The sequence below is a fragment of the Devosia sp. Root105 genome (assembly GCF_001424865.1).
Taxonomy (GTDB): Bacteria; Pseudomonadota; Alphaproteobacteria; order Rhizobiales; family Devosiaceae; genus Devosia_A.
In genome coordinates, this window is record NZ_LMCR01000019.1 from 513,577 (window position 1) to 538,968 (window position 25,392).

A 25,392-nucleotide genomic window follows, 5' to 3' on the forward strand; every position below is an offset into this window, starting at 1 on the left:
GATCACTTCTTTTCCGGCCAGATCAGCTTCCCGTCGGCATAGAGCGCGGCGACGAGGTCAGGATCCATCATGTCGGCGAGCGGCGGCGGGTTCTTCAGGCCACCGAAGCTCTGCACCATCTGGTACTCGCTCTCCCACTCGGCGATGGTCTGGACGCCCGGCGCGCCATACTGGCTGGTGCGCACCCACTCGGACTCGACGCCCCAGGTGCGGGCCTGCTGATCCCTTGGGAAGGCCGAACCCTGGTTGTTGTCAGCCGCGAGCTGGCTGATCATGTCGACGCATTTGTCTTCCTCGGTGAGGCAGAACTCGAGCGCCTTGAGGCTCGCCCGCATGAAATCGGCCACCACCTCGCGGTGCTCAGCGAGGAACTTCGAGTTCACTTCCATGACGTTGTAGGTGCCCTGGAGGCCGAGATCGGCGGGCAGGAACTGGTTGAAGGGCAGACCCATGGCCTTCAGCGTCTGCGGCTGGTTCGAGGCATAGCCGACGATGGCATCGACCTGGCCGCGAGTGACCACGGTGGGGTCGTAGTTGGTCATCTTGATCAGCTCGACCTTCGAGATATCGACGCCGGCGGCATCGAGCATCGCCGCGGCGATCGGGGTGATGTTGATGAAATAGCCGAGGCGCTTGCCTTCGAGATCCTTGAGGCTTTTCACCGCTTCATTGGTAAAGATCGAGAACGGCGAGGTGCTGCCATAGGTGGCGACGGCGGTGAGGTTGCGGCTGTTGGCGGCCGCCAGCATCACGTCGGACGCCGAGCCGAGCGCGGTGAACTGCGCCTGCCCCGAGGACACCAGCAGCTGGCCGTTGCCGCCCGCCGCGTTGATATCGACGGTGAGACAGAGCGCATCGAAATAGCCGAGCTCCTTGGCGAGGAACACATCGACCTGGCCGGCGCTGGCCGAATAGCCGTAGCCCGAGATGTAGGTGATGGTGCCGGCAGCCTGGTTGCGCGCGCACTCGTCGGCGCTGATCAGCACATGATCCGGCAGCTCGCCGGCAGCCTGCGCCGCGGTAGCGCCAAAGCCGCCGATGGTCAGCGCCAGGGTTGCCGAGCTCAGCAGCAGGCGAGCGTGCATCCGCCCTGCCCGATTGGTTACGTGAGACAAAGAGTCCTCCCAAAGTCACGTCCGTTACCTCCAACGGACGCACATTCGTAACCAATCAAATTTGACTATGCAAACTTTTTGATTTTGGGATGGGGATAAGCGGGGGTGGGGATGGGAAATGAGGTGCTGGTGGAGGTGGTTAGGTGGACCGGTTGGCTAGCCGCTATCGCTGGTGCGGGCTGACCCCCACCCTTGTCCCCTGCCCCTTGCGGGCAGGGCTATCGCATATGACGGCGCTGGGCACCTCTTGCCTTCTCCCCTTGTGGGAGAAGGTGCCCGAAGGGCGGATGAGGGGTCCGCGCAACGAAGCGATGAGTACGCGGAGAGAACCCCTCATCCGGCCTTCGGCCACCTTCTCCCACAAGGGGAGAAGGCCATCCAACTACTGTCAGCGCCACATATGCGATAGCCCTGCTAAACAAGGGGAGGGAGACCAAAACACCGGCCTATCAGTAAGCGTCTCCCTCCCCATGTTTAGGGGGAGGGATCAAGGGTGGGGGTCAGCCCGCACCGGCCATCCAGTCGGACTACCGCGGCGTAACCACCGGGGTGCCCGAAACGGGATCCGCGTAGACCTCGCAGTCGAGCCCGTAGACGTTGCGGATCAGCTCGGGCGTGACAACGTCCGTCGGCTTGCCCTCGGCGACGATCCGCCCTTCGTGCATCACCACCAGGCGGTCGCCATAGCGGGCGGCCTGGGCGATGTCGTGGAGGACGACGATGCTGGTCCGCCCTGCCCCATGCAGCTGGCGCACCAGGTCGAGGGTTTCCACCTGGTGCTTGATATCGAGGAAGGTCGTCGGCTCGTCGAGCATGACGTAAGGCGTGTCCTGCGCCAGCGCCATGGCGATGAAAGCCCGCTGCCGCTGCCCGCCGGAGAGCTCGGCCACCGGCTTGAAGCGCAACTCGGCGAGCCCGGTGGCGGCGATGGCCTGGTCGACCAGCTCGATATCCCGGGGCGAGCGGAGACCGAGCAGCGACTGATGCGGGGCGCGGCCGTAGCCCACCAGTTGCTCGACGGTGATCGCCGTCGGCACGACCGGGCTCTGCGGCAGGTAGGCAATGGTGCGTGCGACGCGCTTGGGATGATTGCGCAGCACGTCGAGCTCATCGGCATGGATGGTGCCGGTGCGCGGCTTCAGCAGCCGGCCGATGGTCTTGAGCAAGGTGGATTTGCCGCAGCCGTTGGGGCCGATCAGGATGGTGACCTCGCCGGTGGCGATGGTCAGGTCGATGTTCTCGACGATGGCGCGGTCGCGGCCATAACCGGCGGTGACGCCCTTGACCAGGATGCTCATGAGTCCTGCTCCGAAGTCGTCGTCAGCATGATGTAGATGAAGAACGGCGCGCCGATCAGCGCGGCGAGGATGCCGGCCGAGACCTCGATCGGCGGGGCGATGGCGCGGCCGATGCCATCGGCCAGCACCACCAGCAGCATGCCGACCAGCGCCGCCACCGGCAGCATCAGCCGGTGCGAGCCGCCGACCAGCCGGCGGGCAATATGCGGCGCCATCAAGCCGATAAAGCCCATGACCCCGACCACGGCGACGGAAACGCTGGCGAGGAGCGTGGCGACGAGCAGCAGCAGCAGGCGCTGGCGCGGCACGTTGAGCCCGATCCCGGTGGCGGTGGCCTCGCCGAGTGCAATCAGGTCGAGCCGGTAGGAGAGCAGCAACGCCACCGCGCTCAGCACGACGAGCGGCAGCCAGCTGACCGCGACATGGGCCCAGGTACGACCCCAGAGCGAGCCGGTGAGCCAGATCATCGGGGCCGAGCTTTCGCTGTCATTGGAGACGATCAGCAGGTAATCGACGCCGGCCTCGAAGACGAAGCCGACGGCGACGCCGATCAGCGCCAGGTGGATGGCCGAGAGGTTGCGATAATGCGCCACCACCATGACGAAGGCGGCGGCCACGAGGCCGCCGATACAGGCGGCGAGCGGCATCCAGACCTGCGGGATGTCGGGGAACACCAGCACCAGCACCAGCGCGAACAGCGCAGCGCCGGAGTTGATGCCGATGATGTTGGGGCTGGCTAAGGGGTTACGGATCACCGCCTGGATGATGGCGCCCGACAGCGCCAGCGCGGCGCCCGCCAGCAGCGCCAGCACCATGCGCGGCAGGCGCGACTTCATGATGATGTAGGTCTGCTGCTCGCCATCGAGGTTGAACAGCGTGTTGATGATGGTCTGGGTCGGGATCGGCACCGCGCCGACGCTGAGGCTCCAGAGCGCGGTGGCAATGACCAGCACGATCAGCGCGGCGATCAGGACGAGGCCGCGAAGCGTGCTGCGAGGTCTCGCGGAAGCGTGCACCACGGTGCTCATGCCATGTGCCTCGCGCGGAGCGTGGCATAGAGGAAATACGGCGCGCCGATCAGCGCGCAGATCACGCCGAGCGGGGTTTCGTAAGGAAAGCGCACCAGCTTCGACACCACGTCGGCTGCCAGCACCAGCCCTGCCCCGCCCAGCGCCACCGCCGGCACCAGCAGCCGATGGTTGGAGCCGAACCACAGACGGCATAGATGCGGGATCACCAGCCCGACGAACATCACCGGCCCGGCCGCGGCGACGCTCGCCCCGGTGAGCACAGCGGCGAGCATGGCGCCGATGAAGCGCATGCGGCGCGGATCGACGCCCAACCCCTGCGAGGCGCCATCGCCGAGCGCCAGGATGTTGAAGCTGTGCGCCATGAAGGTGCTGACGGTCAGTCCGCCAGCGGCCCAGAACACCAATGGCAGCGCCTGGTCGAAACGAGCGGCGGAGATATCGGCCGAAGTCCAGCTGAGGACGAGCCGGGAGAGGTTGTCCTCGAGGGTGAAGGTAAAGCGCACGAAGGCGAAGCTGAAGGCGCCCACGGTGACGCCGGCGAGGATCAGCCGCATCGAGTCGAGCCGGCCGCCTAAGCCGCCGGCGATGCCGAAGGTGACGGCGCCGGCCACCACTGCGCCGATGATCGCCATGGTGTCGAGATTGCCGATCACCAGCGCCGGGAACACCAGCGCCAGCGCCACCCCGAGGGCCGCGCCCTGGTTGATGCCGAGCACCGATTCCGAGGCCAGCGGGTTGCGCGTCACCGCCTGCAGCGCCAGCCCGGCGAGCCCCAGGTTGATACCGATCAGCCCGGCGATCAGGGTGCGCGGCAGCCTGAGGTCGACCACCGCCGAACGCGCGAGGCTGCCGTCATCGACGAACAGCAGCTGCAGCACGTTGCCGATACCGACATCGCTGCGCTGCCCAATGGTCAACGACAGCAGTGCTGCGATGAGCACTGCTGCCGCAAGGAGCGCAAAACGGATGGCGACGGGCAAGCTTATTTCTTGAGGTTCTTGACGATCTCGACGAGGTTGGCGCCGCTGACTTCCGAAGCGATGACGCCGCGCAGGCGCGACCACTCGTGGGCGTTCACGTCGAACAGGTTGCCGGTCTTGACCGCTTCGACATTGTCGTAGAGCGGCTGGCCGACCCAGCTGTCGGTGAGGCCGGGATCGGCATATTTGCCGCGGATGATCACCTGCGGGTTGATCTCGGATAGCTGCTCCAGCGAGGTCTTGACGATGGCTTCCTCGTAGGTGTGCCCGTCCGGCGTCGGCATGTTGTTCTTGAAGCCGAACCAGCTGAGCAGCGAGCCGTTATAGCTCACCGGCGAGTGGAGGAAGATGCCTTCGCCATTGTCGACGATGAACTGCGCCGACCAGGCGGAGACATCGCCGATGGCGGCCTTGAAGCCCTCCATCTTCGTCGTGTGCTCGGCCAGCCGCGCCTCCATTTCCGCATCCTTGCCAACCGCATGGGCGATGGTTTTGGCGGCCTCGAGCGCCACCTGGTAGGTGCCGGTGAGGCTGTCGAAGGCGATGGTCGGGGCGATCTCGCTGAGTGCGCCGTAGATCGCTTCGTGCCGGCTGGTATCGGCGATGATCAGGTCGGGCTGCAGCGAGGCGATAACCTCGAGGCTCGGCGACTTACGGGTGCCGACCGATTTCCAGTCGTCGCCGATAACAGCGGTATAGGCAGGCACGATCGACTCTCGCGTGTCGTCGTCGGCGATGCCGACCGGCGCGACGCCCACCGCAGCGAGGCTGTCGACGAAACTGTATTCGAGCACGACGATGCGCTTAGGCGCATCCGGCACCTCGGTGGTGCCGAGGTCGTGCTTGATTTCGACGGCCTGCGCCAGGGGCGCGACGGCCAGCATGATGGCGCCGGCAAGAACGGCGAGAATGGCTCGGTTGAACATGGACGACCCCGGGGCTGATTGGCGGCATGTTCTCTGGCCGAAAACATGATTTGTCAAATCATGTTTGATTGGCGCGAACACGGAGTTCGTGGGACCTTCCCCTCACCCTGACCCTCTCCCCAGAGGGGAGAGGGGACGCACTTCGCACCGGCAGCGCCACATCGCCCCCTCTCCCCTCTGGGGAGAGGGTCGGGGTGAGGGGCAGAGCACCAAGAGTCACAATCTGACGTGCACAAACAAAAACCCGGCCTCTCGCGAGACCGGGGGTGGTAGCAAGCAGCGGCAGTGCGCTTACTTCTCGATGGTGACCGCGTCGAAATACGGCACGTTCAGCGGCGAGCGCCAGAAGCCTTTCACGTAGGGCTTCATCATCATGTACTGGTTGCGGTGATACTGCGGCAGGATCACTGCATCGTTCATGATCAGCGCCTCGGCGGCGCGCATGTCGGCCAGCGACTGCTTTTCGTCATTGGTCGACTTGGCGTCGGCGATCAACTTGTCGTAGTCGGCGTTCGACCAGTTGGCGAGGTTGTTGGCGCTGCCGGTGACGAAGTTGTCGAGGAAGGTCATCGGGTGCGGGTAGTCGGCGCCCCAGCCCATCTGGGCGATCTGGTACTCGACCTTCTGCACCTCGGGGTAGAACACCTGCCACTCCGACGCCTGGATTTTGACGTCGATGTTGAGGTTCTTCTTCCACATCTGCTGGATGGCTTCGAGGAGCTTTTCGATCGGCGGCGACGAGTAGGTGACGAACACCGTGTCGGGGAAGCCGGCGCCATCCGGATAACCGGCCTCGGCAAGCAAAGCCTTGGCGGCATCGACTTCGGCGGTCGGGGCGAGGCCGAAGCTGTCCGAGCCGTCACGGAAGTCTTCACCGGCAACGTTCATTCCGGGCGGGACCAATGCCATGGCCGGGATATCGGCCGACTGCAGCACGAACTCGACGATCTCCTCGCGGTCGATCGCCATCGACAGCGCCTTGCGGACGCGGACGTCGTCGAGCGGCTTCTGGTGCGGGTTGAAGAAGGCGTAGGTGGTGCCGAGCGCCGGCACGACGAGGAAGCCATTATTGTCTTCCGAGGCGAGGCGCGGGATTTCCGGCGCAGGCACCGCCTCGACGCCATCGACATCGCCGGCCTCATAGGCGGCGAGCGCCGTCGCGGGATCGGGGATCAGGCGGAAGGTCAGCTTGTCGAGGCTGACATTGGCGGCGTTGTAATATTCCGGGTTCTTCTCGAGGACGATGGATTCACCAAAGTTCATCGCGGTGACGCGGAACGGGCCGGTGCCGATATAGCTGGCTGGCTTGCGGGTCCAGCCTTCGGGATCGGCGGCAACGATATCCTCGCGCACCGGATAGAAGGTGGAAAAGCCGAGCAGCTGCAGCATGTAGGGCACGCGCTGCTTCAGGGTGAAGGTGAGCGTGTGGTCGTCGGTGGCCGAGATCGCCACGTTGTCCTTGCTTTGGTCGGCGTAGAACTCTTCGGCGCCGGCGATGCCGTAGAGCATCTGGCTGTTCTTGGCGCCCGAGGCCGGGGTCAGGACGCGCTTCCAGGCATAGACGAAATCACCTGCGGTCACGGGCTTGCCATCCGACCACTTGGCGTCAGCGCGCAGCTTGAAGGTGTAGGTGAGGCCATCATCGCTGATGGTCCAGCTCTCGGCCAGAGCCGGCACCACGGCGCCATCCGAGGCGTATTTCACCAGGCCCTCGAAGGCGTTGCCGATGATCGGCGTGGCAAAGGTCTCGGCAGTGGTGCCCGGATCGTAGGCGGCGGATTCGTTGTTGACCACGTAGGTCAGCTCGCCGGCGGCCCAGACCGGACCGACCGAGGCCAGCAGAGCCGCGGCAACCAGCGGCAGCAATCGCTTCAGCATAAGTTTCTCTCCTGTTTTGCGGGCCGTTGTCCGGCCCTGTTGAAAGTCAAAAAACGGTTCAGGCGGCGACCGCCTGGCCGGCCATCACCTCGGCCGCATAGTGGCAGGCGGCGAGGTGACCGCCGCCGACATCGCTGAGCGGCGGCTCGACGCGAGCGCAGAGTTCGGTGGCAAAGGGGCAGCGGGTGCGGAAGCGGCAACCGGATGGGATATCGATCGGGCTTGGGATCTCGCCGCGCATCGGCTCCACGTCGCGGCGCGCCTCGGGGTCGGCCACCGGGATCGAGGCCAGCAGCGCCTGGGTGTAGGGGTGGGCCGGGGCGCGATAGAGCGTGTCGTTGGAGGCGAGCTCGACGATCTTGCCCAGATACATCACCCCGATGCGGTCGGAGATGTGGCGCACCATCGACAGGTCGTGGGTGATGAACAGGTAGGTGAGGCCCAACTCCGCCTGCAGGTCCTCGAGCATGTTGACCACCTGGGCCTGGATCGACACATCGAGCGCCGAGATCGGCTCGTCGCAGATCACCAGTTCGGGGTTGAGCGCGATGGCGCGGGCGATGCCGATGCGCTGGCGCTGGCCGCCGGAGAATTCGTGCGGGAAGCGATGGGCGTGGTCGGCGTTGAGGCCGACCCGCGCCAACAGCTCGGCGACCCGCTGCGCCCGCGAGGCAGCAGTGCCGATGTCGGCGATTTCCAGCGGCTCGGCGATCAGGCTCTGGACCGTCATGCGGCCGTTGAGCGAAGCATAGGGATCCTGAAAGATCATCTGCATGCGCCGCCGATACGGCACCAGCTGCCGCTCGGGCAGATCGGCGATATCAACGCCATCGAACAGCATCTGGCCGGAGGTCGGCTGGAACAGCCGGATCAGGGTGCGCGCCAGGGTGGATTTGCCGCAGCCGCTTTCGCCCACCAGCCCGAGCGTCTCGCCCCGGCGGATCTCGAGGTCGACGCCGTCGACCGCCTTCAGCAGTGGCCGGTTGCGGCCGAGCAGATCGCCCGGCAGCGAGAAGTGCTTGGTGAGGTTCTTGAGTTCGACCAGCGGGGTATCGGTCATGCGGGAACGAGCTCGGCGGTGATGCCGGCGACACGCGGCGCTTGGGGGTGGTGCAGCCAGCAGCGGGCGCGATGCGCCGGACCAGCATCATAGAGCGGCGGCAGCGCGGCGTTGCACTGCGCCATGGCGTGCGGACAGCGCGGCGCAAACGGGCAGCCTTTGGGGGGGCGCAGCATATCGGGGGGCGAACCGGGGATCGGGGTCAGCCGGTGGTGGGTGTCGTCGCGGAGATCAGGGATCGAGGCGAGGAGACCCTGCGTATAGGGATGCGATGGGCGGGCGAACAGCTCGCGCACTGGCCCCTCTTCCATCACCATGCCGCCATACATCACCAGCACCCGGTCGGCGGTTTCGGCGATGACGCCGAGATCGTGGGTGATGAGGATCACCGCCATGCCGAGCCGGCCCTGCAGCTCCTTGAGCAGCGCCAGGATCTGGCGCTGGATGGTGACGTCGAGAGCCGTGGTTGGTTCGTCGGCGATCAGGAGTTTCGGATCACAGGCGAGCGCGATGGCGATCATCACCCGCTGCCGCATGCCGCCGGAGAACTCGTGCGGATAGGACTTCAGGCGCTTGGCCGCTGAGGGGATGCGGACCAGTTCGAACAGCTCGATGGCGCGGGCACGCGCCGCGGCGCGACTGACCTTGCGATGCCTGAGGATGGTCTCGATCACCTGCTCGCCGACGGTGAGCGTCGGGTTCAGTGAGGTCATCGGATCCTGGAAGATCATCGAGATGTCGTTGCCGCGCAGGGCGCTCAGCTCGTCCTCATCGAGGGTCAGCAGGTCACGGCCCTCGAACAGCGCGCTGCCGTCGATGACGCGACCGCTGCTGCGGAGGAGGCCCATCAGGCTCATGCAGGTGATCGACTTGCCCGAGCCGGACTCGCCGACAATGCCGAGGATCTCCCCGGCGCGGAGCTCGAACGAGACGCCGCGGACCGCCTTCACCTCACCGCGCGAGGTGAAGAAGCTGGTCGAGAGGTTGCTGACCGAAAGCAAGGGCGTGCTCATGTGCGCAACCGTGGATCAAGGGCATCGCGCAGGCCGTCGCCGAGGAAGTTGAAGGCGAACATGGTGAGGCTGATGGCGGCGGCCGGGAAGAACAGCTGATAGGGATAGGCGCGCAGCGTCTCCACCGCCTCGGAGGTCAGCGTGCCCCAGCTGGCTTCCGGCGGGGTCACGCCGAGCCCGATGAAGCTCATGAAGCTCTCGATGAAGATGGCGCTCGGGATCAGCATGGTGAGCGTCACAAGGATCGGGCCGACCGAGTTTGGCAGCAGGTGCCGGACCAGAATGCGCGGCGTCGAGGCGCCCATGGTGCGGGCAGCAGCGACGTAATCCTGCTGCTTCAGGGTCAGGATCTGGCCGCGCACGATGCGCGCCATATCGACCCAGTAGACCGAGCCGATGGCCAAGACCACCGACAGGAAGCCGGAGTTGAACACCACCATGATCAGGATGACGTAGAGGGTCAGCGGGATGGTCGAGATCACCTCGACGATGCGCATCATGATGGTGTCGGCCTTGCCACCGAGATAGCCGGCGAGACCGCCGTAGAATACGCCGATGAAGAAGTTCACCAGCGTGGCGACGAAGGCCACGGTCAGCGAGATGCGGGCGCCATAGAGCTGGCGGGCCAGCACGTCGCGGCCGAGCTGGTCGGTGCCCAGCAGGTTGCTCATGTTCCACTGCCAGCCGCTGGGGGCGAGCGCCGTGCCATCGGCAAAGCTCAGCTGCTGCTTGGCGGTATCGAGCACCACCTCCCGATCGCCGAACTTGAACTGCTGCTGCTTCTTGATCAGGTCTTTCTTGGCCGGCCGGAGCAGCCCGGCAACTTCGCCTGATGGCGTCACCTCGTAGAGGTTGAGGTTGCCCGAGTTGAAAAAGAAGCGCGTCGTCGCGCCGGCGCTGTCGGTGACCTCGTAAGTCTGGAACAGCGGCGGCACGTTGGAGAGTTTGAGGTTTTGCTCGAAATAAGTGTGCCGCGACAGCATCGGCCCGAAGATCGCGGCGAGCACCAGGAGGATAATGAAGCCGAGCCCCAGCATGGCCGGCTTATTGGCCCAGAGGCGCTTCCGCACATCCTGCCAGAAGGTGAGGCTGGGTGCGGCAATGTATTCCGCAGCGGCGCCGTCGCGCGTCGCCGGGGCCCACATTTCAGGCGCGATCTCAATGGCGACCGTTTGGTCGGTCATTCGGTCGGTCATTTGGCGTCGGCCCGGTATTTGATGCGCGGGTCGAGCACGAGGTAGAGCATGTCGACGATGAAGATCATCACCATCAGCACGGCGGCATAAAAGATGGTGATGCCCATGATGGCGGTGTAGTCGCGGTTGGTGATCGACAAGACGAAATGCCGGCCGATGCCGGGCAGCGCGAAGATCTGCTCGATGACGAAGGAGCCGGTGAGGAGGTTGGCGACCACCGGGCCGAGCACCGTCACCACCGGGATCAGCGAATTGCGCAAGCCATGCTTGAACAGCACGGTGCCGCGCTTCAGCCCCTTGGCCTTGGCGGTCATCATGTAGTCCTGCTGCAGCGTCTCGAGCAGGCTCGAGCGGGCCAGCCGGGCGATGAACGAAATCCAGAACCCCGACAGCGCAAACACCGGCAGGAAGTAGCCGCGCCAGTCATCGAGCCCGAAGGTCGGTACCCAGCCGAGCCGCAAGGCGAAGACATAGAGCGCCACGGTGGCGATGACATAGGAGGGAACGGCGACGCCGATGGTGGCGATCACCATCACCAGCGTATCGGGCCAGCGATTGCGGTTGAGCGCCGCGACGATGCCAAGCGGCACGCCGAGCGCCACCACGCAGATCAGCGCCAGGGCGCCGGTCTTCATGGTGACCGGCAGGCCCTCGGCGATGATCTCATTGACGCTCATCCCGGCATATTTGAACGACGGGCCGAGATCGAGGCTCAGCACACCCCGGAGGTAATTGAGGTATTGCAGCCAGAGCGGATCATCGAGGTGATATTTGGCGTTGAGCGCCGCCTGGATCTCGGGCTGCAGCATCTTTTCGGAGGTGAACGGGCCTCCGGGCACGGCATGCATGAGAAAGAAGGTCAGCGTGATGATGGCGAACAAGGTCACCAGCATCAGCAACAGGCGCTGCACAACATAGGCCGTCACTTGGACAGGCCCGCTTGGCCCCGGACTCGCAAAACTTTAGCCCCACTATAATCGGGACATATCAGCACCTTGGCGGCGCCGGCGCAACTGGTCAGATGGTGAAGCGGCTGCGCAGGATCAGGAAACAGGCAGCGGCAGGGACGACGAGGGCACGGGCGGCTTCGACCTTTTCGGCCGGATAGGCGCCCTCGACCTCGAGCAGGTTGACGCTCCCCAGCATTTCGCCGCCGGCGACCACCGGGATGTTGATGGCCGAGCCGCAGCCGAGTGAGCGGATCAGCGTCAGGTCGGGAAAATCCTGCTCCATCGCCTTGACCGAGTTGGCCGAGTAGATGAAGCGCTCGGTGCGCATCTTCTCATAGGTGTCGTCGAAGACGATCGGCTTGGTGCCGAGCACCGGATAGGCCACCTCGTCGCTCGAATAGACCCGTCGCACATAGCCGCCGGCCGGGTTGTCGGCGGTCATGGTGAAAAGCTTCACCCCGACCAGCGCCTCGGCCAGCCGATGCAGCGCCAGCCCGACATCGCGCTCGGTCTTGTAGGTAGCGAGCGCTTCGGCAAAGACGTCATGCGGCGACTGGTGCAAGGCTGGGTCTCCCGGGAAGGCGTTGAACGCCCTTCTCAAATCAGACTCGGGTCGGAAAGGGAACCGGGGTGCGGCAGGAACGCACTCGCTTACACGCCGCTCACCAACTCGATGCGGGCGGCCCGTCAGATTGCCAGATATTCGCGCCTCAACGCTTCGTCGGCGAGCACATCTCTGGCAAGGCCGGTGAAGGCGACTTCGCCGGTGTCGAGGATCACCGCGCGATCGGCGAGGCGGAGCGCGGCGACGGCGTTCTGCTCGACGATGATGGTGGTGATGCCGAGCGCCTTGATCTCGTTGAGGATGCGTTCGATCTCCTCGACGATGACGGGGGCGAGCCCTTCATAGGGCTCATCGAGCAGCAACAGCTTCAGGTTGCGGGCCAGCGCCCGGGCGATGGCCAGCATCTGCTGCTCGCCGCCTGACAGGGTCACGCCTTCCTGGCGGCGGCGCTCGGCGAGCCGGGGGAAATGCGAGTAGATGCGCTCGAGCTCCCAGCCGCGTCCGGGGGCGACCTGGGCGATGGTGAGGTTCTCCTCGACCGTCAGGCCCTGGATGATGCGGCGATCCTCCGGCACCAGCTGAATGCCGGCGCGCGCCGCTTCGAAGGACTTCATTTTGTGGATCGGCTGGCCGTCGAGCCAGATCTCGCCCGCCTGCAGGGCCGGGTTGTCGACCCGGGCGATGGTGCGCAGCGTCGAGGTCTTGCCGGCGCCGTTGCGGCCGAGCAGCGCGAGAATTTCGCCATGCCGGATGTCGAAGCTGACGCCCTGCACGATGTAGCTCTCACCGTAATAGGCGTGGATGTCCTTGGCGGCAAAGAACGGGCCGTCATGCGGCACGACGCGCTCGGCGCTGCGGGCGGTGGTGCTGAGATCAGTGTCCATGGCGATCGCGCTCATCAGTGCACCGCCTCGAGCCGGTGGGCGCCGCCGAGATAGGCCTCCTGCACCTTGATATTGCCACGCACCTCATCGGGCAGCCCCTCGGCAATGATCCTGCCGCCCGACAGGACGGAGATCTTGTCGGCCAAGGAGAACACGACATGCATGTCGTGTTCAATGATCACCTTGGTCATGCCGCGCGCCTTGATCTTCTGTAAGAGGTCGATGGTGGTGTTGGTGTCGTGCCGCGACATGCCGGCGGTCGGCTCGTCGAGCAGCAGCAGGCGCGGATGCTGGATCAGGCACATGGCCAGTTCCATGCGCCGCTTGTCGCCGCGGCTCAGCGCCCCGGCATGGGAAAGCCGGCGATCGGCCAGGCCAACATCCTCGAGGATCGCCTCGGCTTCGTCGCGCAGCGCCGCTTCGCGCTCGACGCTGCGCAGCACATTGACGCGGAAGGCGCCATCGCGCTTGGCGAAGGCCGGCACCATGACGTTCTGCAACACCGTCAGATCGGGGAAAATCTCGGGGGTCTGGAACACCCGGGCGACGCCGAGCTGGTTGATCTGGTGCGGCTTCTTGCCGGTCAGCACCTGGCCGTCGAACACCACCGCCCCGCTGGTCGGCGCCAGCCGCCCGATGATGACGTTGAGCAGCGTGGATTTGCCGGCGCCGTTCGGCCCGATAATGGCGTGGGTCTGGCCCTCTTCGACCTCGAGGTCGATGTCGGACAAAGCATGCAGCCCGCCGAAGTTCTTGCTGACGTCATCGACATGCAGGACGACATTGCGTTCGGTGGTTGTCATCTTGGCGCTACTCCGCCGGCTGGACGCGCATGGCGCCGGCTTTGGGTGGGTTGCCTCGGCGGAACAGCGCGCCGATGCGGCGTACGCCCTCCATGATGCCGCCGGGCAGGAACACCACGACCAGGACGAACAGCAGTCCCAGCGTCAGCTGCCAGCCTTCGCCGACGAACTTGCTTGATATGGCGACGATGGTGTCGTGCAGCGGGGCGGGAATGAAGTCGAAGAAGCGGCTCAGGATGCCCTCGTTGAAGGACGAGAAGATGTTCTCGAAATACTTGATCAGCCAGGCGCCCATCACCGGCCCGATCAGCGTGCCGACGCCGCCGAGGATGGTCATCAGCACCACCTCGCCGGAGGCCGTCCACTGCATGCGTTCGGCGCCGGCCAAAGGATCGGTGACTGCCAGCAGCGCCCCGGCGAGCCCGGCATACATGCCCGAGATGACGAAGGCGGTGAGCGCGTAGGGACGGGTGTTGAAGCCGGTATAGCTCATCCGCATCTGGTTGGATTTGATGCCGCGCAGCATCATGCCGAAGGGCGAGGCGAAGACCTTCTGGGCAAAGAAGAAGGCGATGAGCAGCACCGCGGCGCAGAAATAGAAGCCGCTGAGCCCGCTCAGCGTCACGCCGAACAGGCTTGCCGTCGGCAGCCCGGCGCCGCGAGTGGTGAAGGCGAGGTCGATGAGGCGCGGATCCTGCAGCGTCAGTTGCAGCGAGGTCTCGCCATTGGTGATCGGGGTCAGCACCGAATAGGCGAGATTGTAGCTCATCTGGGCGAAGGCCAGCGTCAGGATCGAGAAATAGATCCCCGACCGCCGGAGGCTCAGGAAGCCGATGACCAGCGCGAACAGCCCGGAAATCAGCACCGCGAGGAGCAGCGCCGGCAGCGCGTCCATGGTCAGGAGCTTGAACGACCACACGGCGGTATAGGAGCCGACCCCGAGGAAGGCGGCATGGCCGAAGCTCAGGTAACCGGTGAGCCCGAACAGGATGTTGAAGCCGATGGCGAAGATCGCGTAGATCGCGAATTTCTGCATCAGGCCCGGATAGTTGGCGCCGAACGGCGCCGTCCATACCGGCATGGTGACGACCACCAGGGCGAAGAGCGCGAGGATCAGCGCGTCGCGGCGGGAGAGCTGGAACAGCGCCATGGTCAGTTCTCCATCATGCCGCGGCGGCCGAACAGCCCGCGCGGCCGGACGAGGAGGATCACCACTGCCGTCAGGTAGATGATGATCTGGTCGATGCCGGGCAGGATCGACTTGATCTGGTTCATCGAGGCAAAACTCTGGAGGATCCCGAGCAGGAACCCGGCGGCCACGGCGCCCGGCAGCGAGCCCATGCCGCCGACCACCACGACGACGAAGCTCAGCACCAGGAAATCCATGCCCTGGTGATAGTTGGGCGGCAGCAGCGGCGTGTACATCACGCCGGCGAGGCCGGCGACCACCGCGGCAAGCCCGAACATGATGGTGAAGCGGCGGTCGATATTGATGCCGAGCAGCCCCACCGTCTCGCGGTCGGCCATGCCGGCCCGCACCACCATGCCGAATGTGGTGAAGCGCAGGAAGCCGAACACCGCGGCGATGACGCCGGCCGAGAACAGGAAATACACCAGCCGCCACAGCGGATAGGTCAGCGCGCCCGGCGCGAGGCCGATCAGCGCCCCCACATCGGCGGCGCCGCGCAGCGCGGTGGGCATGGCCTGGCTGATCGGGTTGGGCCCGAAGATTGCCTTGACGATCTCCTGCAGCACGATGGCGAGGCCGAAGGTCACGAGGATCTGTTCGGCGTGCGGGCGCTTGTAGAAATGCTTGATCAGCCCGCGTTCCATGACGATGCCGATGACCAGCATCACCGGGATGGCGAGGAGGATCGAGAGCGGCACCGACCAGTCGATCAGCACCGCCCCCCAATCGCCGAACCAGGTCTGGGCCAGCGGCGTGCGCACTTCGAGCGCGGTGCCCCAGGCCGTGGTCTGGGTGGGGTCGATGGTGACGGTTTCAAGGGTGATCAGGTAGCGGAAGGTGACGGCGCAGAAGGCGCCGAGCATGAACAGCGCGCCATGCGCGAAATTGACGACGCCGAGGGTGCCGAACACCAGGGTCAGCCCGAGCGCGATCAGCGCGTAGGCGCCGCCCTTGTCGAGGCCGTTGAGAAGTTGCGCGAGTATGGCGTCCATGGTCCGCTGCCCTGTTGGTGCCAGAGTAGCCGCTCCGGCTGGATCGCAGCCGGAGCGGGCCTCAGGTGTCGGTCAGCAGGCGACCGCGGTATCGGGACCGAGCTCGCCGCCGAAGATCGCCGGGTCGTAGGTGACGCTTTCCTTGGAGGCGGTGGCGACCACTTCGAGCAGGTCGAACGGGTTGGCCGGCGCTTCCTTGCCCTTCACCACATAGACTTCCTTGAAGCACTGGTGGTCTGTGGCGCGGTAGCTGGTCGGACCATTCCCCATGCCGTCGAACTCGAAGCCCTCGAGGGACTTGATGACCTCTGGCGGATAGAAAGTGCCGGCGCGTTCGCAGGCATCGGCATAGAGCAGCGCCTGGACGTAGGAGGTGTGGGCGGCCTGGCTCGGCGGCTGGCCGAACTTGGCGCCGAACGACTTGGTGAAGGCCTTGCTGGCGTCGTCGGGCAGCTGCCAATCCCAGTTCGAGGTGCCGTAAATGCCCTTCATGGCATCGCCGGCGCCCTTGGCCATCAGGTCGGAGACCAGTGGCACGACAATCTCGAACTGCTTGCCGTTGGCCTGCTTGTCCTTCATGCCGAACTGCACCGCCTGGGTGAGCGAGTTCACCATGTCGAAGCCGTAATGGTTGAGGATCAGCACGTCGGCGCCGGAGTTGAGCACCGGCGTCAGGTACTGGCTGAAATCGCCGGCGCCCACCGGGGTGCGAACCGGCGCCAGGGTCTTCCAGCCGAGCGCCTCGGTGGCGTTCTTCATCGACTCTTCCTGGGTCCAGCCCCAGGTGTAGTCGGCGGTCAGGTGGTAGGCGACGCGATCCTTGCCGTAGGCATCGCCGAGCACTGGCCCCAGTGCGATGCCCGACTGATAGGCGTTGAAGAAGTGACGGAAGCCGTAGCGCTTCTTGTCCTTGCCGGTGGTGTCGTTGGAGTGGGTGAGCGCCGCCATGAAGATGACGCCCTTTTCCTGGCAGAGCCCCTGCACGGCGATCGCCACTGCCGAGGAGGAACCACCGGTGATCATCACCGCGCCATCGCGCTCGATCATGCGGCGCGCCGAGTCGCGGGCCGCATCGGCCTTGGTCTGGTCGTCGCCGGTGACGCCCACCACCTTCTTGCCGAGGATGCCGTTGCCCTTCAAAGTCTTCGACGAGAAGAACGGGATCAGGCCGCCATCGCCGCCGCCATTGAGGTGCTCGACGGCAAGCTCGTAAGCGCGCTGCTCGTCGGCGCCCTCATCGGCATAGGCGCCGGTCAGCGGCATGTTGAAGCCGATGGTGACAGTGTCACCGGTCGGTGCGTTGCAGAATTCCTGGGCATAGGCGCCCCGGGTGAAAATCAGCGGCGAGACACCGGTCGCCAGAATGCCGGCAAGGCCGCCCTTCAGCACGCCACGGCGGCTGAAGTTCCCAGAATTGGTCATTAGCTCCTCCTCATGCGCGGCGGGGCACGGTGCATTGCCATGCGCCTCACAGCGATGCGCCACTATCCGGCGACCTGCAAAGCTGCGCAACAGGTGACTGATATTGCTCAGCAATTCTGTAAATCATTGGCCTTGCCTGACTGCATATGTGTCAATAGATTGACAATCCAGGGGGGATGAATGCGCGCGCCGATCGGCCTCAAGATCAGTTCACGTCGCCGGGCCCTGGGCGTGTCGCAGGCTGCGCTCGCCCGTCGGGCCGGGATTTCCGCGAGCTACCTCAACCTGATCGAGCGCAACAAGCGCCATGTCGGCGGCTCGCTGCTGATCCGCCTCGCCGAAGAGCTGGGGGTGGAACTCAGCGAACTCAGCGGCGATGCCGAGCACCGGCTGATTGCTGAACTCGACGAAGCTTTCGCCGATCCGGTGCTCGAGGGCATCGACATGCCGGCTTCGCGTGATCTGGTGGCGCAGCAGCCGGCCGCTGCGCGCGCTATCGCCCGCCTCCGCCGCGCCTATCTCGGCGCCACCGCCAATGCGGACAGCTATGCCGACCGGCTGCGGACCGATCCGCTGCTGGCGCAATTGCTGCACCGCATCCTTTCCGGCATCACCGCCGTCCGCTCCACCGCCGAAATTCTCGAGGATGTCACCGATCTCGAGGAGGGCGAGCGCAACCGGTTCGTTGCGACCATCACACGCGAGACGCGCGGGCTCACCGACGTGGCGCGCAGCCTGATCGGCCAGTTCGAGATCGATGCCCGGGGCCGGCGCACGCTGTCGCCGATCCGCGAACTCGACGACCTGATCTTCGAGCGCGACAATTACTTCCCTGGGCTCGAGGCCGTCGCCGCCGAGTTGCGGGCCGAGATAGAAGCCAGCGGCCCGTTCGGCGAAGCGGCGCTTTCCGCCTGCCTCGCAACAAAGTTCGGCGTCAGCATTGCCCGCAGCGCCGGTCGGGAGGTGGATGCTGCGGGTTTCCCCGGCCAGTATCACTTCAACTCCAATACCCGCACCATGTGGTTCCAGGCGAGCGCCGGCGCCGCCACCCGGCAGTTCCAGCTCACCCGGCTTTACGCCGAACTCAGCGCCGCCGACGCCATCGAACGTGAAGTCGACACCCCGCAACTGTCGACTGCCACGGCGCGGCGGCTCGGCTATCGGGCGCTCAGCTCTTACCTCGCAGGCGCCATGGTGTTTCCCTATGCGCAGTTTCTCGCCGATGCCGAGGCGCAGCGCTATGACATCGAGACGCTGCGCCAGCTCTATACCGCGAGCTTCGAGCAGGTGGCGCATCGCCTGGTTTCGTTGCGCAAACCGGGCGAGCCCGGACTGCCGTTCGGGTTCCTGCGCTCCGATGCGGCGGGGCGATTGACCAAGCATTTTCCCCTGCCCGGCCTGCCGCTGCCAAGCGCCGGGCACGCCTGCCCGCGCTGGGTGATCTACGGCGCGTTCCGTACGCCGCGGACGCTGGCCCGGCAGATCGCGCAGTTCGCCGACGGCTCGCGCTACCTGTTCATTGCCAGCGCGCAGCCGCGGCAGGGCGCCGGCTATGCCGACCACGCCATTCCGACCTCGGTGATGCTCGCCTGCGATGTGCTGCATGCCGATCGCACGGTTTACGGCGCCGGCCTCGATCTCGGCGACAGCAGCGCCGACGTACCGGTCGGGCCGAGCTGCCGGCTCTGCCCGCGGCGCGATTGCGCCGACCGGCAGGAAGAAGCCTTCACCACCGCCGGCGAGCCTGCCGCCATTCGGGCGCCGCTGGTGCCCCGGCGTTTCGACATTGGCGAGCCGGACTAGTTATGCCTAAGTAGGCCAAGCCTGATTGGGAGGTCGGGCAGGAGGGGGAGATTTGGCTGTCGATGTTCTCATCGCCGAGGATGAGCCGAGCATTCTGAGATCGCTCGACTTTATCCTCCGCCGCGCCGGCTGGTCGATCGAAGCGGTCACCGACGGCGACGCCGCGCTCAGCGCGGTGCGCCGCAGCATGCCCAAAGTGCTGGTCCTCGACGTGATGCTACCCAAGCGCTCGGGCTTCGATGTGCTGAAGCAGATCCGCGCCGATGACGCCTTGCGGCAGTTACCGGTGCTGATCCTCACCGCCAAGGGGCAGGCACAGGATCGCCGCACCGCCGAGGAGCTCGGCGCCGACCGGTTCGTCACCAAGCCCTATGCCAATGCCGAGGTGGTCGGGGCGGTGCGCGAACTGATGGGCCTCGCTCCGGCGGTGGAATAGACCGATGGAGCGCCGGAAGCTCGAAAGCGCGGCGCTGTTCCTCAGCCTCCTGGGTGTTTTGCTGATCCTGCCGCCACTCGCCGTGGTATTTCAGCTCGAGCGGCGCCTGTTCGGCGTGCCGTTCGAGGTGATCTACCTGTTCGTCTGCTGGCTGGGGCTGATCGCCGCTGCCTTCTGGCTCGGCCGCCGTCTGCCGCGCGAAGCCGAGGCCGAACCACCAGCCGAGGGCGAGGACTGATGCTGACGCCGGACGTGGTCATCGCCGTCGCTATCGGTTACGTCGGCCTCCTCTTCCTCATCGCCTATGTCAGCGACCGGCAGGCGCGTAACCACAAGGCGGCGTTCCTGCGCTCGCCCTTCATCTACACGCTCGCCATCTCGGTCTATTGCACCAGCTGGACCTTTTACGGCGCCGTCGGCTCGGCAGCGCGCAACGGGCTCGAATATCTCGCCATCTATCTCGGGCCGACGCTGGTGTTCATCGGCTGGTGGTTCGTGCTCCGCCGGCTGGTGCGGATCAGCCACAAGCAGCGCATCACCTCGATCGCTGACCTGTTATCGGCGCGGTTCGGCAAGTCGAGCCGGCTGGCGGTGCTGATCACCGTGATCGCGGTGATCGGCATCGCGCCCTATATCGCGCTGCAGCTCAAGGCCGTCACCTCGTCGCTGCAGGCCATTGCCGGGGTCGGCGAGTTTCCCGGCCGGACGCTGCGCGGCATTGACGAAGTCGGCCTGGCGCTGGCGGTGGCGGCCGGCATGGCGCTGTTCACGATCCTCTTCGGCACGCGCAACGTCGATGCCAAGGAGCAGCATCACGGCGTCGTCGCCGCCATCGCCTTCGAAGCGATCGTCAAGCTGGCGGCGCTGCTGGCGATCGGCATCTTCGTCATCTATGCGGGCGGCGGGCTCGAAGCGATCTTCTCGCGCGCCGAAGCGGCCGGGATCGACATCTACTCGACCGGCAATTTCGACGACCGCTGGGTGGCGATGAACGTGCTTTCGGCGGCGGCGATCCTCTGCCTGCCGCGGCAGTTCCAGATCACCGTGGTCGAGAACTCCAACGAAAATCACCTGCGCACTGCCGGCTGGGCCTTTCCGGCCTACCTGCTGCTGATGAGCCTGTTCACCCTGCCGATCGCGCTGTTCGGGCTGACCTCGATGCCGGCGGGCGCCAACCCGGACATGTTCGTTCTCACCCTGCCGCTGTCGGCCGGACAGGAGGGCCTGGCGCTGTTCAGCTTTATCGGCGGCTTCTCGTCGGCGACCTCGATGATCATCGTCGAGTCGATTGCGCTGTCGATCATGGTCTCCAACCACATCGTCATGCCGATCGTGCTGCGGGTGACCCAGGGGCATGGCGTTGCCAGCGCGCGCGGCGTCAGCCGCCTGCTGCTCAATTCCCGGCGCTTCTCGATCGCGCTGATCCTGCTGCTCGGGTTTCTGTATTTCTACCTGACGCGCGATTCCGACGCGCTGGCGCCGATCGGGCTGATCTCGTTCTGCGGCGTGGCGCAGTTCCTCCCCGCCATCATCGCGGCCCTGTTCTGGCGCGAGGCCTCGCTCAAGGCCGCGACATCAGCGGTAGCCGTCGGTTTCGTGGTCTGGGCCTGGTCGAGCTTCATGCCGTCGTTCCAGAGTTCGTCGCCGCTGGTGGCTCAGATCATGGCCGAAGGGCCGTGGGGGCTCACCTGGCTGCGGCCCGAGGCGCTGTTCGGCGTCGAGGATATCGACCCGCTGGTCAACGTGGTGTTCTGGAGCCTCTTGCTCAACACCGCGACGCTGGTGGTCGTTTCGCTCTTCACCTCGCAATCGGCGCTGGAACGGGTGCAGGCGGCGCTGTTTGCCGATCTGTTCCGCCGCCCGGGCACCGGCGCGCCGGCGGTGATCCGCGGCTCGGCGACGGTCGAGGATCTCTATTTCGTCGCCGAGCGGGTGCTTGGTTCGCCGCGCGCCAAGGCGCTGTTCGAGGGGGTGGCTGGCGCGCCGCCGCCGCAGTTCATCGACCGGCTGGAGCGCGAGCTCGCCGGCTCGATCGGCGCCGCTTCGGCGCATGTGATGCTCAGCAAGGTGGTGTCGGGCGACGCGGTATCGCTCGAGGAAGTGTTCGAGATGGCCGGTGAGACCCGGCAGGTGATCGAATATTCGCAGGAGCTGGAGCGCACCTCCGCCGAGCTCCGCTCGACGGCGCAGAAACTGGAGGAAGCCAACACGCAGTTGCGCGCCATCGACACCGAGAAGGACGAGTTCCTGAGCCAGGTCAGCCATGAGGTGCGCACCCCGATGACCTCGATCCGCTCGTTCTCGGAGATCCTGCTCGAGGAACAAAAGCTGACCGCCGACGAGCGGCAACGCTTCGTCAAGACCATCCATCAGGAGAGCCTCAGGCTCACCAAGCTGCTCGACGACATCCTGGGGATGAGCGCGCTAGATCACGGCGAGCATGGCTGGGACAACACACCGATCGAGGCCGAGCGCTCGATCGATCGCGCCATTGAAGTCTGCTCGGCGCTGGCGCGGCAGCGCCGCATGCAGCTGACCGTTGGCAGCCGCGCGCCGAGCGCGGTGATCTCGGGCGAACCCGACCGGCTCTGCCAGGTGCTGATCAACCTCGTGTCCAACGCCATCAAATACAATGATGCGGCCGAGCCGATGGTCGAAGTCCGCTCGCGGACGGGACGTGGGCGCTACCTGATCGAAGTTGCCGATAACGGCCCCGGCATCCCCAAAGCCGAGCGTAAACTGATCTTCGAAAAGTTCGCGCGTGGGCAATCGGGCGGCGTCACCGCGCCTGCCGGGGCCGGCCTCGGCCTCGCCATTTCGCGCCAGCTGATCGAGCGGATGAACGGCAAGCTGGAACTGCTGCCAGGCACCGGCCAGGGCGCCTGCTTCCGCATCACCCTGCCCCTGCTGTAGAAGCAGGTTTGCCAGGCGGCGGGGGCGATTTGGGCTTGCGATTATTCGCCCGCTCGATGAGTATCCGCCCAATCGGAGGGCAAAGTTTCATGGCTCGTCAGGACACAGCAGTTACGCGTCTCGACGATGCGGCCAGGGCCGGATGGCTCTACTACGTCGCCGGCAACAATCAGGAGCAGATCGCCAAAAAGCTCGGCGTGTCGCGCCAGACGGCGCAGCGGCTGGTGTCGCTGTCGGTGAGCGAGGGGCTGGTGCGGGTGCGGCTGGACCATCCGATCGGGCGCTGCATGGAATTGGCCGAGCAGCTGCAGAAGCGCTACGCGCTCGATTTCGCCGAGGTGGTGCCGACCGATCCAGAGGCGCCCGGGGCGATCCATGGCGTGGCGATCGCCGCCGCGGCGCTGATCGAGCGCTGGCTCAGGAGCGACAAGCCGACGGTGATGGCGATCGGCACCGGACGGACGCTGAAAGCCGCGATCGAGCAACTGACACCGATGGAGGCGCCGCAGCACAAGATCGTGTCGCTGACCGGCTCGATCGCCCCCGACGGCTCGGCCGCCTTCTACAACGTGATCTTCAACATCGCCGAGGCGGTGAAGGCGCGCAGCTTCCCCATGCCGCTGCCGGTCATCGCGTCGTCGGCGGCCGAGCGTGACATGCTGCTGAGCCAGCCGATGATCCGCGAAACCCATGCCCTTGCACAGCAGGCCAATGTCACCTTCGTTGGCATCGGCGACCTCGGACCCGAGGCGCCGCTGGTGGTGGATGGCTTCATTTCGGCAGCCGAACTGAAGCTCTTGCAGAAGGCCGGGGCGGTCGGTGAGATCGTCGGTTGGGCCTTCGACGCGCAGGGCAAATTCATCAGCGGCCTGACCAATGACCGCGTCGCCTCGGCGCCATTGCCGTCGCGGGAGAGCTCGATGGTGGTGGCAACGGCCGTCGGCGAGCGCAAGGTCCCAGGCATCCGGGCCGCCCTGACCCGTCGGCTGGTCAATGGCCTGATCACCGACGAGCAGACCGCTGAGGCGATTCTCGCGGCTGATTAGGTCGCTTTCTGCTGCACCAGCGGGGCTAGTTGGCCTCGGCCTTGGCCTACCCACCGGATGTCATCGCAGCGAAAGCTGGGACCCATCCATACGCTGGCACGGGCTGAGAGTTGGGTCTCAGCTTTCGCTGGGATGACATCGTGGGTGGGGTTGGCATCGGCGAAACGCCCCAACGGTTCTGCCGTTTCCCAACAGCGAAAAACGAACCTGAGCGGGATGCCGAACGCATCACCCTCCGGATTCCCGCGTTTTCCACCCGCTTGACATCATACTAAAGTTTGTGAGTAATTGCTCAACGGCGAGACAAATGCTCGCCTATGGGAGGACATTGATGAAACTGCTTCCGCTTTTCTCGAGCGCGCTGGTGCTTGCGCTCGGCTCGACGGCCTATGCCCAGACCACCCTCACCATCGCCACCGTGAACAATGGCGATATGGTTCGCATGCAGGGGCTGACCGACGATTTCACCGCCAAGAACCCGGATATCCAGCTGCAGTGGGTGACGCTCGAGGAGAATATCCTGCGCGAGCGCGTCACCACCGATATCGCTACCAAGGGCGGCCAGTTCGACGTGATGACCATCGGCACCTACGAAGTGCCGATCTGGGCCAAGAACAGCTGGCTGTTGCCGCTCGACAATCTCGGCGATGCCTATGATGTCGACGATCTGCTGCCGGCCATCCGGGGCGGGCTCAGCGCCGACGGCAAGCTCTACGCCGCGCCGTTCTATGGCGAGTCGAGCTTCATCATGTATCGCAAGGACCTGATGGAGAAGGCCGGGCTGACCATGCCGGATGCCCCGACCTGGGACTTCGTCGCCGACGCCGCCCGCAAAATGACCGACCGCGCCGCCGAGATTAACGGCATTTGCCTGCGCGGTAAGGCCGGCTGGGGCGAGAACATGGCGTTCCTCACCGCGATGTCGAATTCGTTCGGCGCACGCTGGTTCGACGAAGCCTGGAAGCCGCAGTTCGACCAGCCGGAATGGAAGAACACGCTGCAGTTCTATGTCGATCTGATGAAGGATGCCGGCCCGGTCGGCGCCTCCTCGAACGGCTTCAACGAAAACCTGACGCTGTTCCAGCAGGGCAAGTGCGGCATGTGGATCGACGCCACCGTCGCCGCCTCGTTCGTCACCAACGCCAAGGAATCGACGGTGGCCGACAAGGTCGGTTTCGCTCTCGCCCCCGACACCGGGCTCGGCAAGCGCGGTAACTGGCTCTGGGCCTGGTCGCTCGCCATCCCGGCCGGCTCGCAGAAGGCCGACGCGGCGCAGAAGTTCATCTCCTGGGCAACCAGCAAGGACTACCTCGCACTGGTCGCCGCCAAGGAAGGCTGGGCCAACGTTCCGCCGGGCACCCGCACCTCGCTCTATACCAACGCCGACTACCAGGCCGCGGCGCCCTTCGCCAAGATGACGCTCGACTCGATCAACGCGGCGGACCCGACCAATCCGGCGGTGAAGCCGGTGCCCTATACCGGCGTGCAGTTCGTCGCCATCCCCGAGTTCGCCGGCATGGCGACCACGGTCGGCCAGCTGTTCTCGGCCGCACTTGCCGGCTCTACCAGCGTCGATGACGCGCTGGCCCAGGCACAACAGAGCGTCGACCGCGAGATGAAGGCGGCCGGCTACTACTGAGGTCTCTCCTCCCGAGCGACTGCCCGGCGGCCACGCTGCCGGGCTTCTTCGGATCAGGGCTGCGGTCACCGCGGCTCCACCCACGCGCAGCGTCATACCGGCGAAGGCCGGTAACTATCCTGAAATACTTGCTCTCGCTGTGGACGCCGAGAGAATTCAGGACAGGCCCCGGCCGTCGCCGGGGTGACCTGGTGCGGGGAGTAGATTGCGCAAGACTGCCGGTGGGGACCGGCGCATTTTGGGGGAACGGCAT

At 65.4% G+C, this 25,392-nt stretch carries 22 protein-coding genes; 6 read left to right on the plus strand and 16 right to left on the minus strand.

Features of this window, described 5'->3' with window-relative positions:
• Positions 1-2: 2 nt before the first annotated feature.
• The 16 genes from ASC68_RS24950 to ASC68_RS25025 all read right to left on the minus strand — a co-directional run bounded on the left by ASC68_RS24950 (position 3) and on the right by ASC68_RS25025 (position 17,302).
• The gene (locus ASC68_RS24950) at positions 3-1,115 is read right to left on the minus strand and encodes an ABC transporter substrate-binding protein (RefSeq protein WP_197421403.1); all 1,113 of its coding nucleotides are present in this window, start codon (positions 1,113-1,115) and stop codon (positions 3-5) included.
• A 527-nt stretch (positions 1,116-1,642) separates the two neighbouring features.
• Positions 1,643-2,413 (minus strand): ABC transporter ATP-binding protein, encoded by a 771-nt coding sequence (locus ASC68_RS24955; protein WP_055885800.1) that lies wholly within the window; start codon positions 2,411-2,413, stop codon positions 1,643-1,645.
• Complete coding sequence (locus ASC68_RS24960; RefSeq protein ID WP_055885804.1) at positions 2,410-3,441, minus strand: iron ABC transporter permease; 1,032 nt, start codon at positions 3,439-3,441, stop codon at positions 2,410-2,412. Before ASC68_RS24960 ends, ASC68_RS24955 begins: the two co-directional genes overlap by 4 nt.
• On the minus strand, positions 3,438-4,424 hold the full coding sequence (locus ASC68_RS24965) for an iron ABC transporter permease (RefSeq protein WP_055885807.1): 987 nt from the start codon (positions 4,422-4,424) through the stop codon (positions 3,438-3,440). The genes ASC68_RS24960 and ASC68_RS24965 overlap by 4 nt, the downstream gene beginning before the upstream one ends.
• A gap of 2 nt (positions 4,425-4,426) precedes the next feature.
• The gene (locus ASC68_RS24970) at positions 4,427-5,350 is read right to left on the minus strand and encodes a Fe(3+) dicitrate ABC transporter substrate-binding protein (protein WP_055885809.1); all 924 of its coding nucleotides are present in this window, start codon (positions 5,348-5,350) and stop codon (positions 4,427-4,429) included.
• Between the two features lie 291 nt (positions 5,351-5,641).
• Positions 5,642-7,228 (minus strand): peptide ABC transporter substrate-binding protein, encoded by a 1,587-nt coding sequence (locus tag ASC68_RS24975; RefSeq protein WP_055885811.1) that lies wholly within the window; start codon positions 7,226-7,228, stop codon positions 5,642-5,644.
• A 58-nt stretch (positions 7,229-7,286) separates the two neighbouring features.
• Positions 7,287-8,288: an ABC transporter ATP-binding protein gene (locus tag ASC68_RS24980; RefSeq protein ID WP_055885814.1), complete on the minus strand. Its 1,002-nt coding sequence runs from the start codon at positions 8,286-8,288 to the stop codon at positions 7,287-7,289.
• Positions 8,285-9,301, minus strand: a complete 1,017-nt coding sequence (locus tag ASC68_RS24985) for an ABC transporter ATP-binding protein (RefSeq protein WP_055885815.1) — start codon at positions 9,299-9,301, stop codon at positions 8,285-8,287. Before ASC68_RS24985 ends, ASC68_RS24980 begins: the two co-directional genes overlap by 4 nt.
• Positions 9,298-10,485, minus strand: coding sequence for an ABC transporter permease (locus ASC68_RS24990; RefSeq protein WP_197421404.1), 1,188 nt, complete (start codon positions 10,483-10,485; stop codon positions 9,298-9,300). Before ASC68_RS24990 ends, ASC68_RS24985 begins: the two co-directional genes overlap by 4 nt.
• 8 nt (positions 10,486-10,493) lie before the next feature.
• Entirely contained in the window at positions 10,494-11,423 is a 930-nt protein-coding gene (locus tag ASC68_RS24995) for an ABC transporter permease (RefSeq protein WP_156384759.1), read from the minus strand.
• Positions 11,424-11,514: 91 nt separating this feature from the next.
• Positions 11,515-12,009, minus strand: a complete 495-nt coding sequence (locus tag ASC68_RS25000) for a hypothetical protein (RefSeq protein ID WP_055885819.1) — start codon at positions 12,007-12,009, stop codon at positions 11,515-11,517.
• Positions 12,010-12,134: 125 nt separating this feature from the next.
• Positions 12,135-12,911 (minus strand): ABC transporter ATP-binding protein, encoded by a 777-nt coding sequence (locus ASC68_RS25005; protein ID WP_082528459.1) that lies wholly within the window; start codon positions 12,909-12,911, stop codon positions 12,135-12,137.
• Positions 12,911-13,699, minus strand: coding sequence for an ABC transporter ATP-binding protein (locus tag ASC68_RS25010; protein WP_055885820.1), 789 nt, complete (start codon positions 13,697-13,699; stop codon positions 12,911-12,913). The genes ASC68_RS25005 and ASC68_RS25010 overlap by 1 nt, the downstream gene beginning before the upstream one ends.
• Positions 13,700-13,706: 7 nt before the next feature.
• Positions 13,707-14,849: a branched-chain amino acid ABC transporter permease gene (locus ASC68_RS25015; RefSeq protein WP_055885826.1), complete on the minus strand. Its 1,143-nt coding sequence runs from the start codon at positions 14,847-14,849 to the stop codon at positions 13,707-13,709.
• Between the two features lie 2 nt (positions 14,850-14,851).
• Positions 14,852-15,880 carry a branched-chain amino acid ABC transporter permease gene (locus ASC68_RS25020; protein ID WP_055885830.1) on the minus strand — a complete coding sequence of 343 codons (1,029 nt, stop codon included), beginning with the start codon at positions 15,878-15,880 and terminating at the stop codon, positions 14,852-14,854.
• A 72-nt stretch (positions 15,881-15,952) separates the two neighbouring features.
• Positions 15,953-17,302 carry a substrate-binding protein gene (locus tag ASC68_RS25025; protein ID WP_055885834.1) on the minus strand — a complete coding sequence of 450 codons (1,350 nt, stop codon included), beginning with the start codon at positions 17,300-17,302 and terminating at the stop codon, positions 15,953-15,955.
• Between the two features lie 180 nt (positions 17,303-17,482).
• On the opposite strand from ASC68_RS25025, the gene ASC68_RS25030 reads away from it, so the two are divergent.
• From ASC68_RS25030 to ASC68_RS25055, 6 genes are all read left to right on the plus strand, one after another.
• On the plus strand, positions 17,483-19,105 hold the full coding sequence (locus ASC68_RS25030; protein WP_055885839.1) for a helix-turn-helix transcriptional regulator: 1,623 nt from the start codon (positions 17,483-17,485) through the stop codon (positions 19,103-19,105).
• A gap of 52 nt (positions 19,106-19,157) precedes the next feature.
• Positions 19,158-19,541, plus strand: a complete 384-nt coding sequence (locus ASC68_RS25035) for a response regulator (protein ID WP_055885841.1) — start codon at positions 19,158-19,160, stop codon at positions 19,539-19,541.
• A gap of 4 nt (positions 19,542-19,545) precedes the next feature.
• On the plus strand, positions 19,546-19,779 hold the full coding sequence (locus ASC68_RS25040; RefSeq protein WP_055885845.1) for a hypothetical protein: 234 nt from the start codon (positions 19,546-19,548) through the stop codon (positions 19,777-19,779).
• The gene (locus ASC68_RS25045; RefSeq protein ID WP_055885848.1) at positions 19,779-22,454 is read left to right on the plus strand and encodes a sensor histidine kinase; all 2,676 of its coding nucleotides are present in this window, start codon (positions 19,779-19,781) and stop codon (positions 22,452-22,454) included. Before ASC68_RS25040 ends, ASC68_RS25045 begins: the two co-directional genes overlap by 1 nt.
• 89 nt (positions 22,455-22,543) lie before the next feature.
• Positions 22,544-23,500, plus strand: a complete 957-nt coding sequence (locus tag ASC68_RS25050; RefSeq protein ID WP_055885852.1) for a sugar-binding transcriptional regulator — start codon at positions 22,544-22,546, stop codon at positions 23,498-23,500.
• Positions 23,501-23,831: 331 nt separating this feature from the next.
• Positions 23,832-25,139: a sugar ABC transporter substrate-binding protein gene (locus ASC68_RS25055; RefSeq protein ID WP_055885855.1), complete on the plus strand. Its 1,308-nt coding sequence runs from the start codon at positions 23,832-23,834 to the stop codon at positions 25,137-25,139.
• The last annotated feature ends 253 nt before the right edge of the window (positions 25,140-25,392 follow it).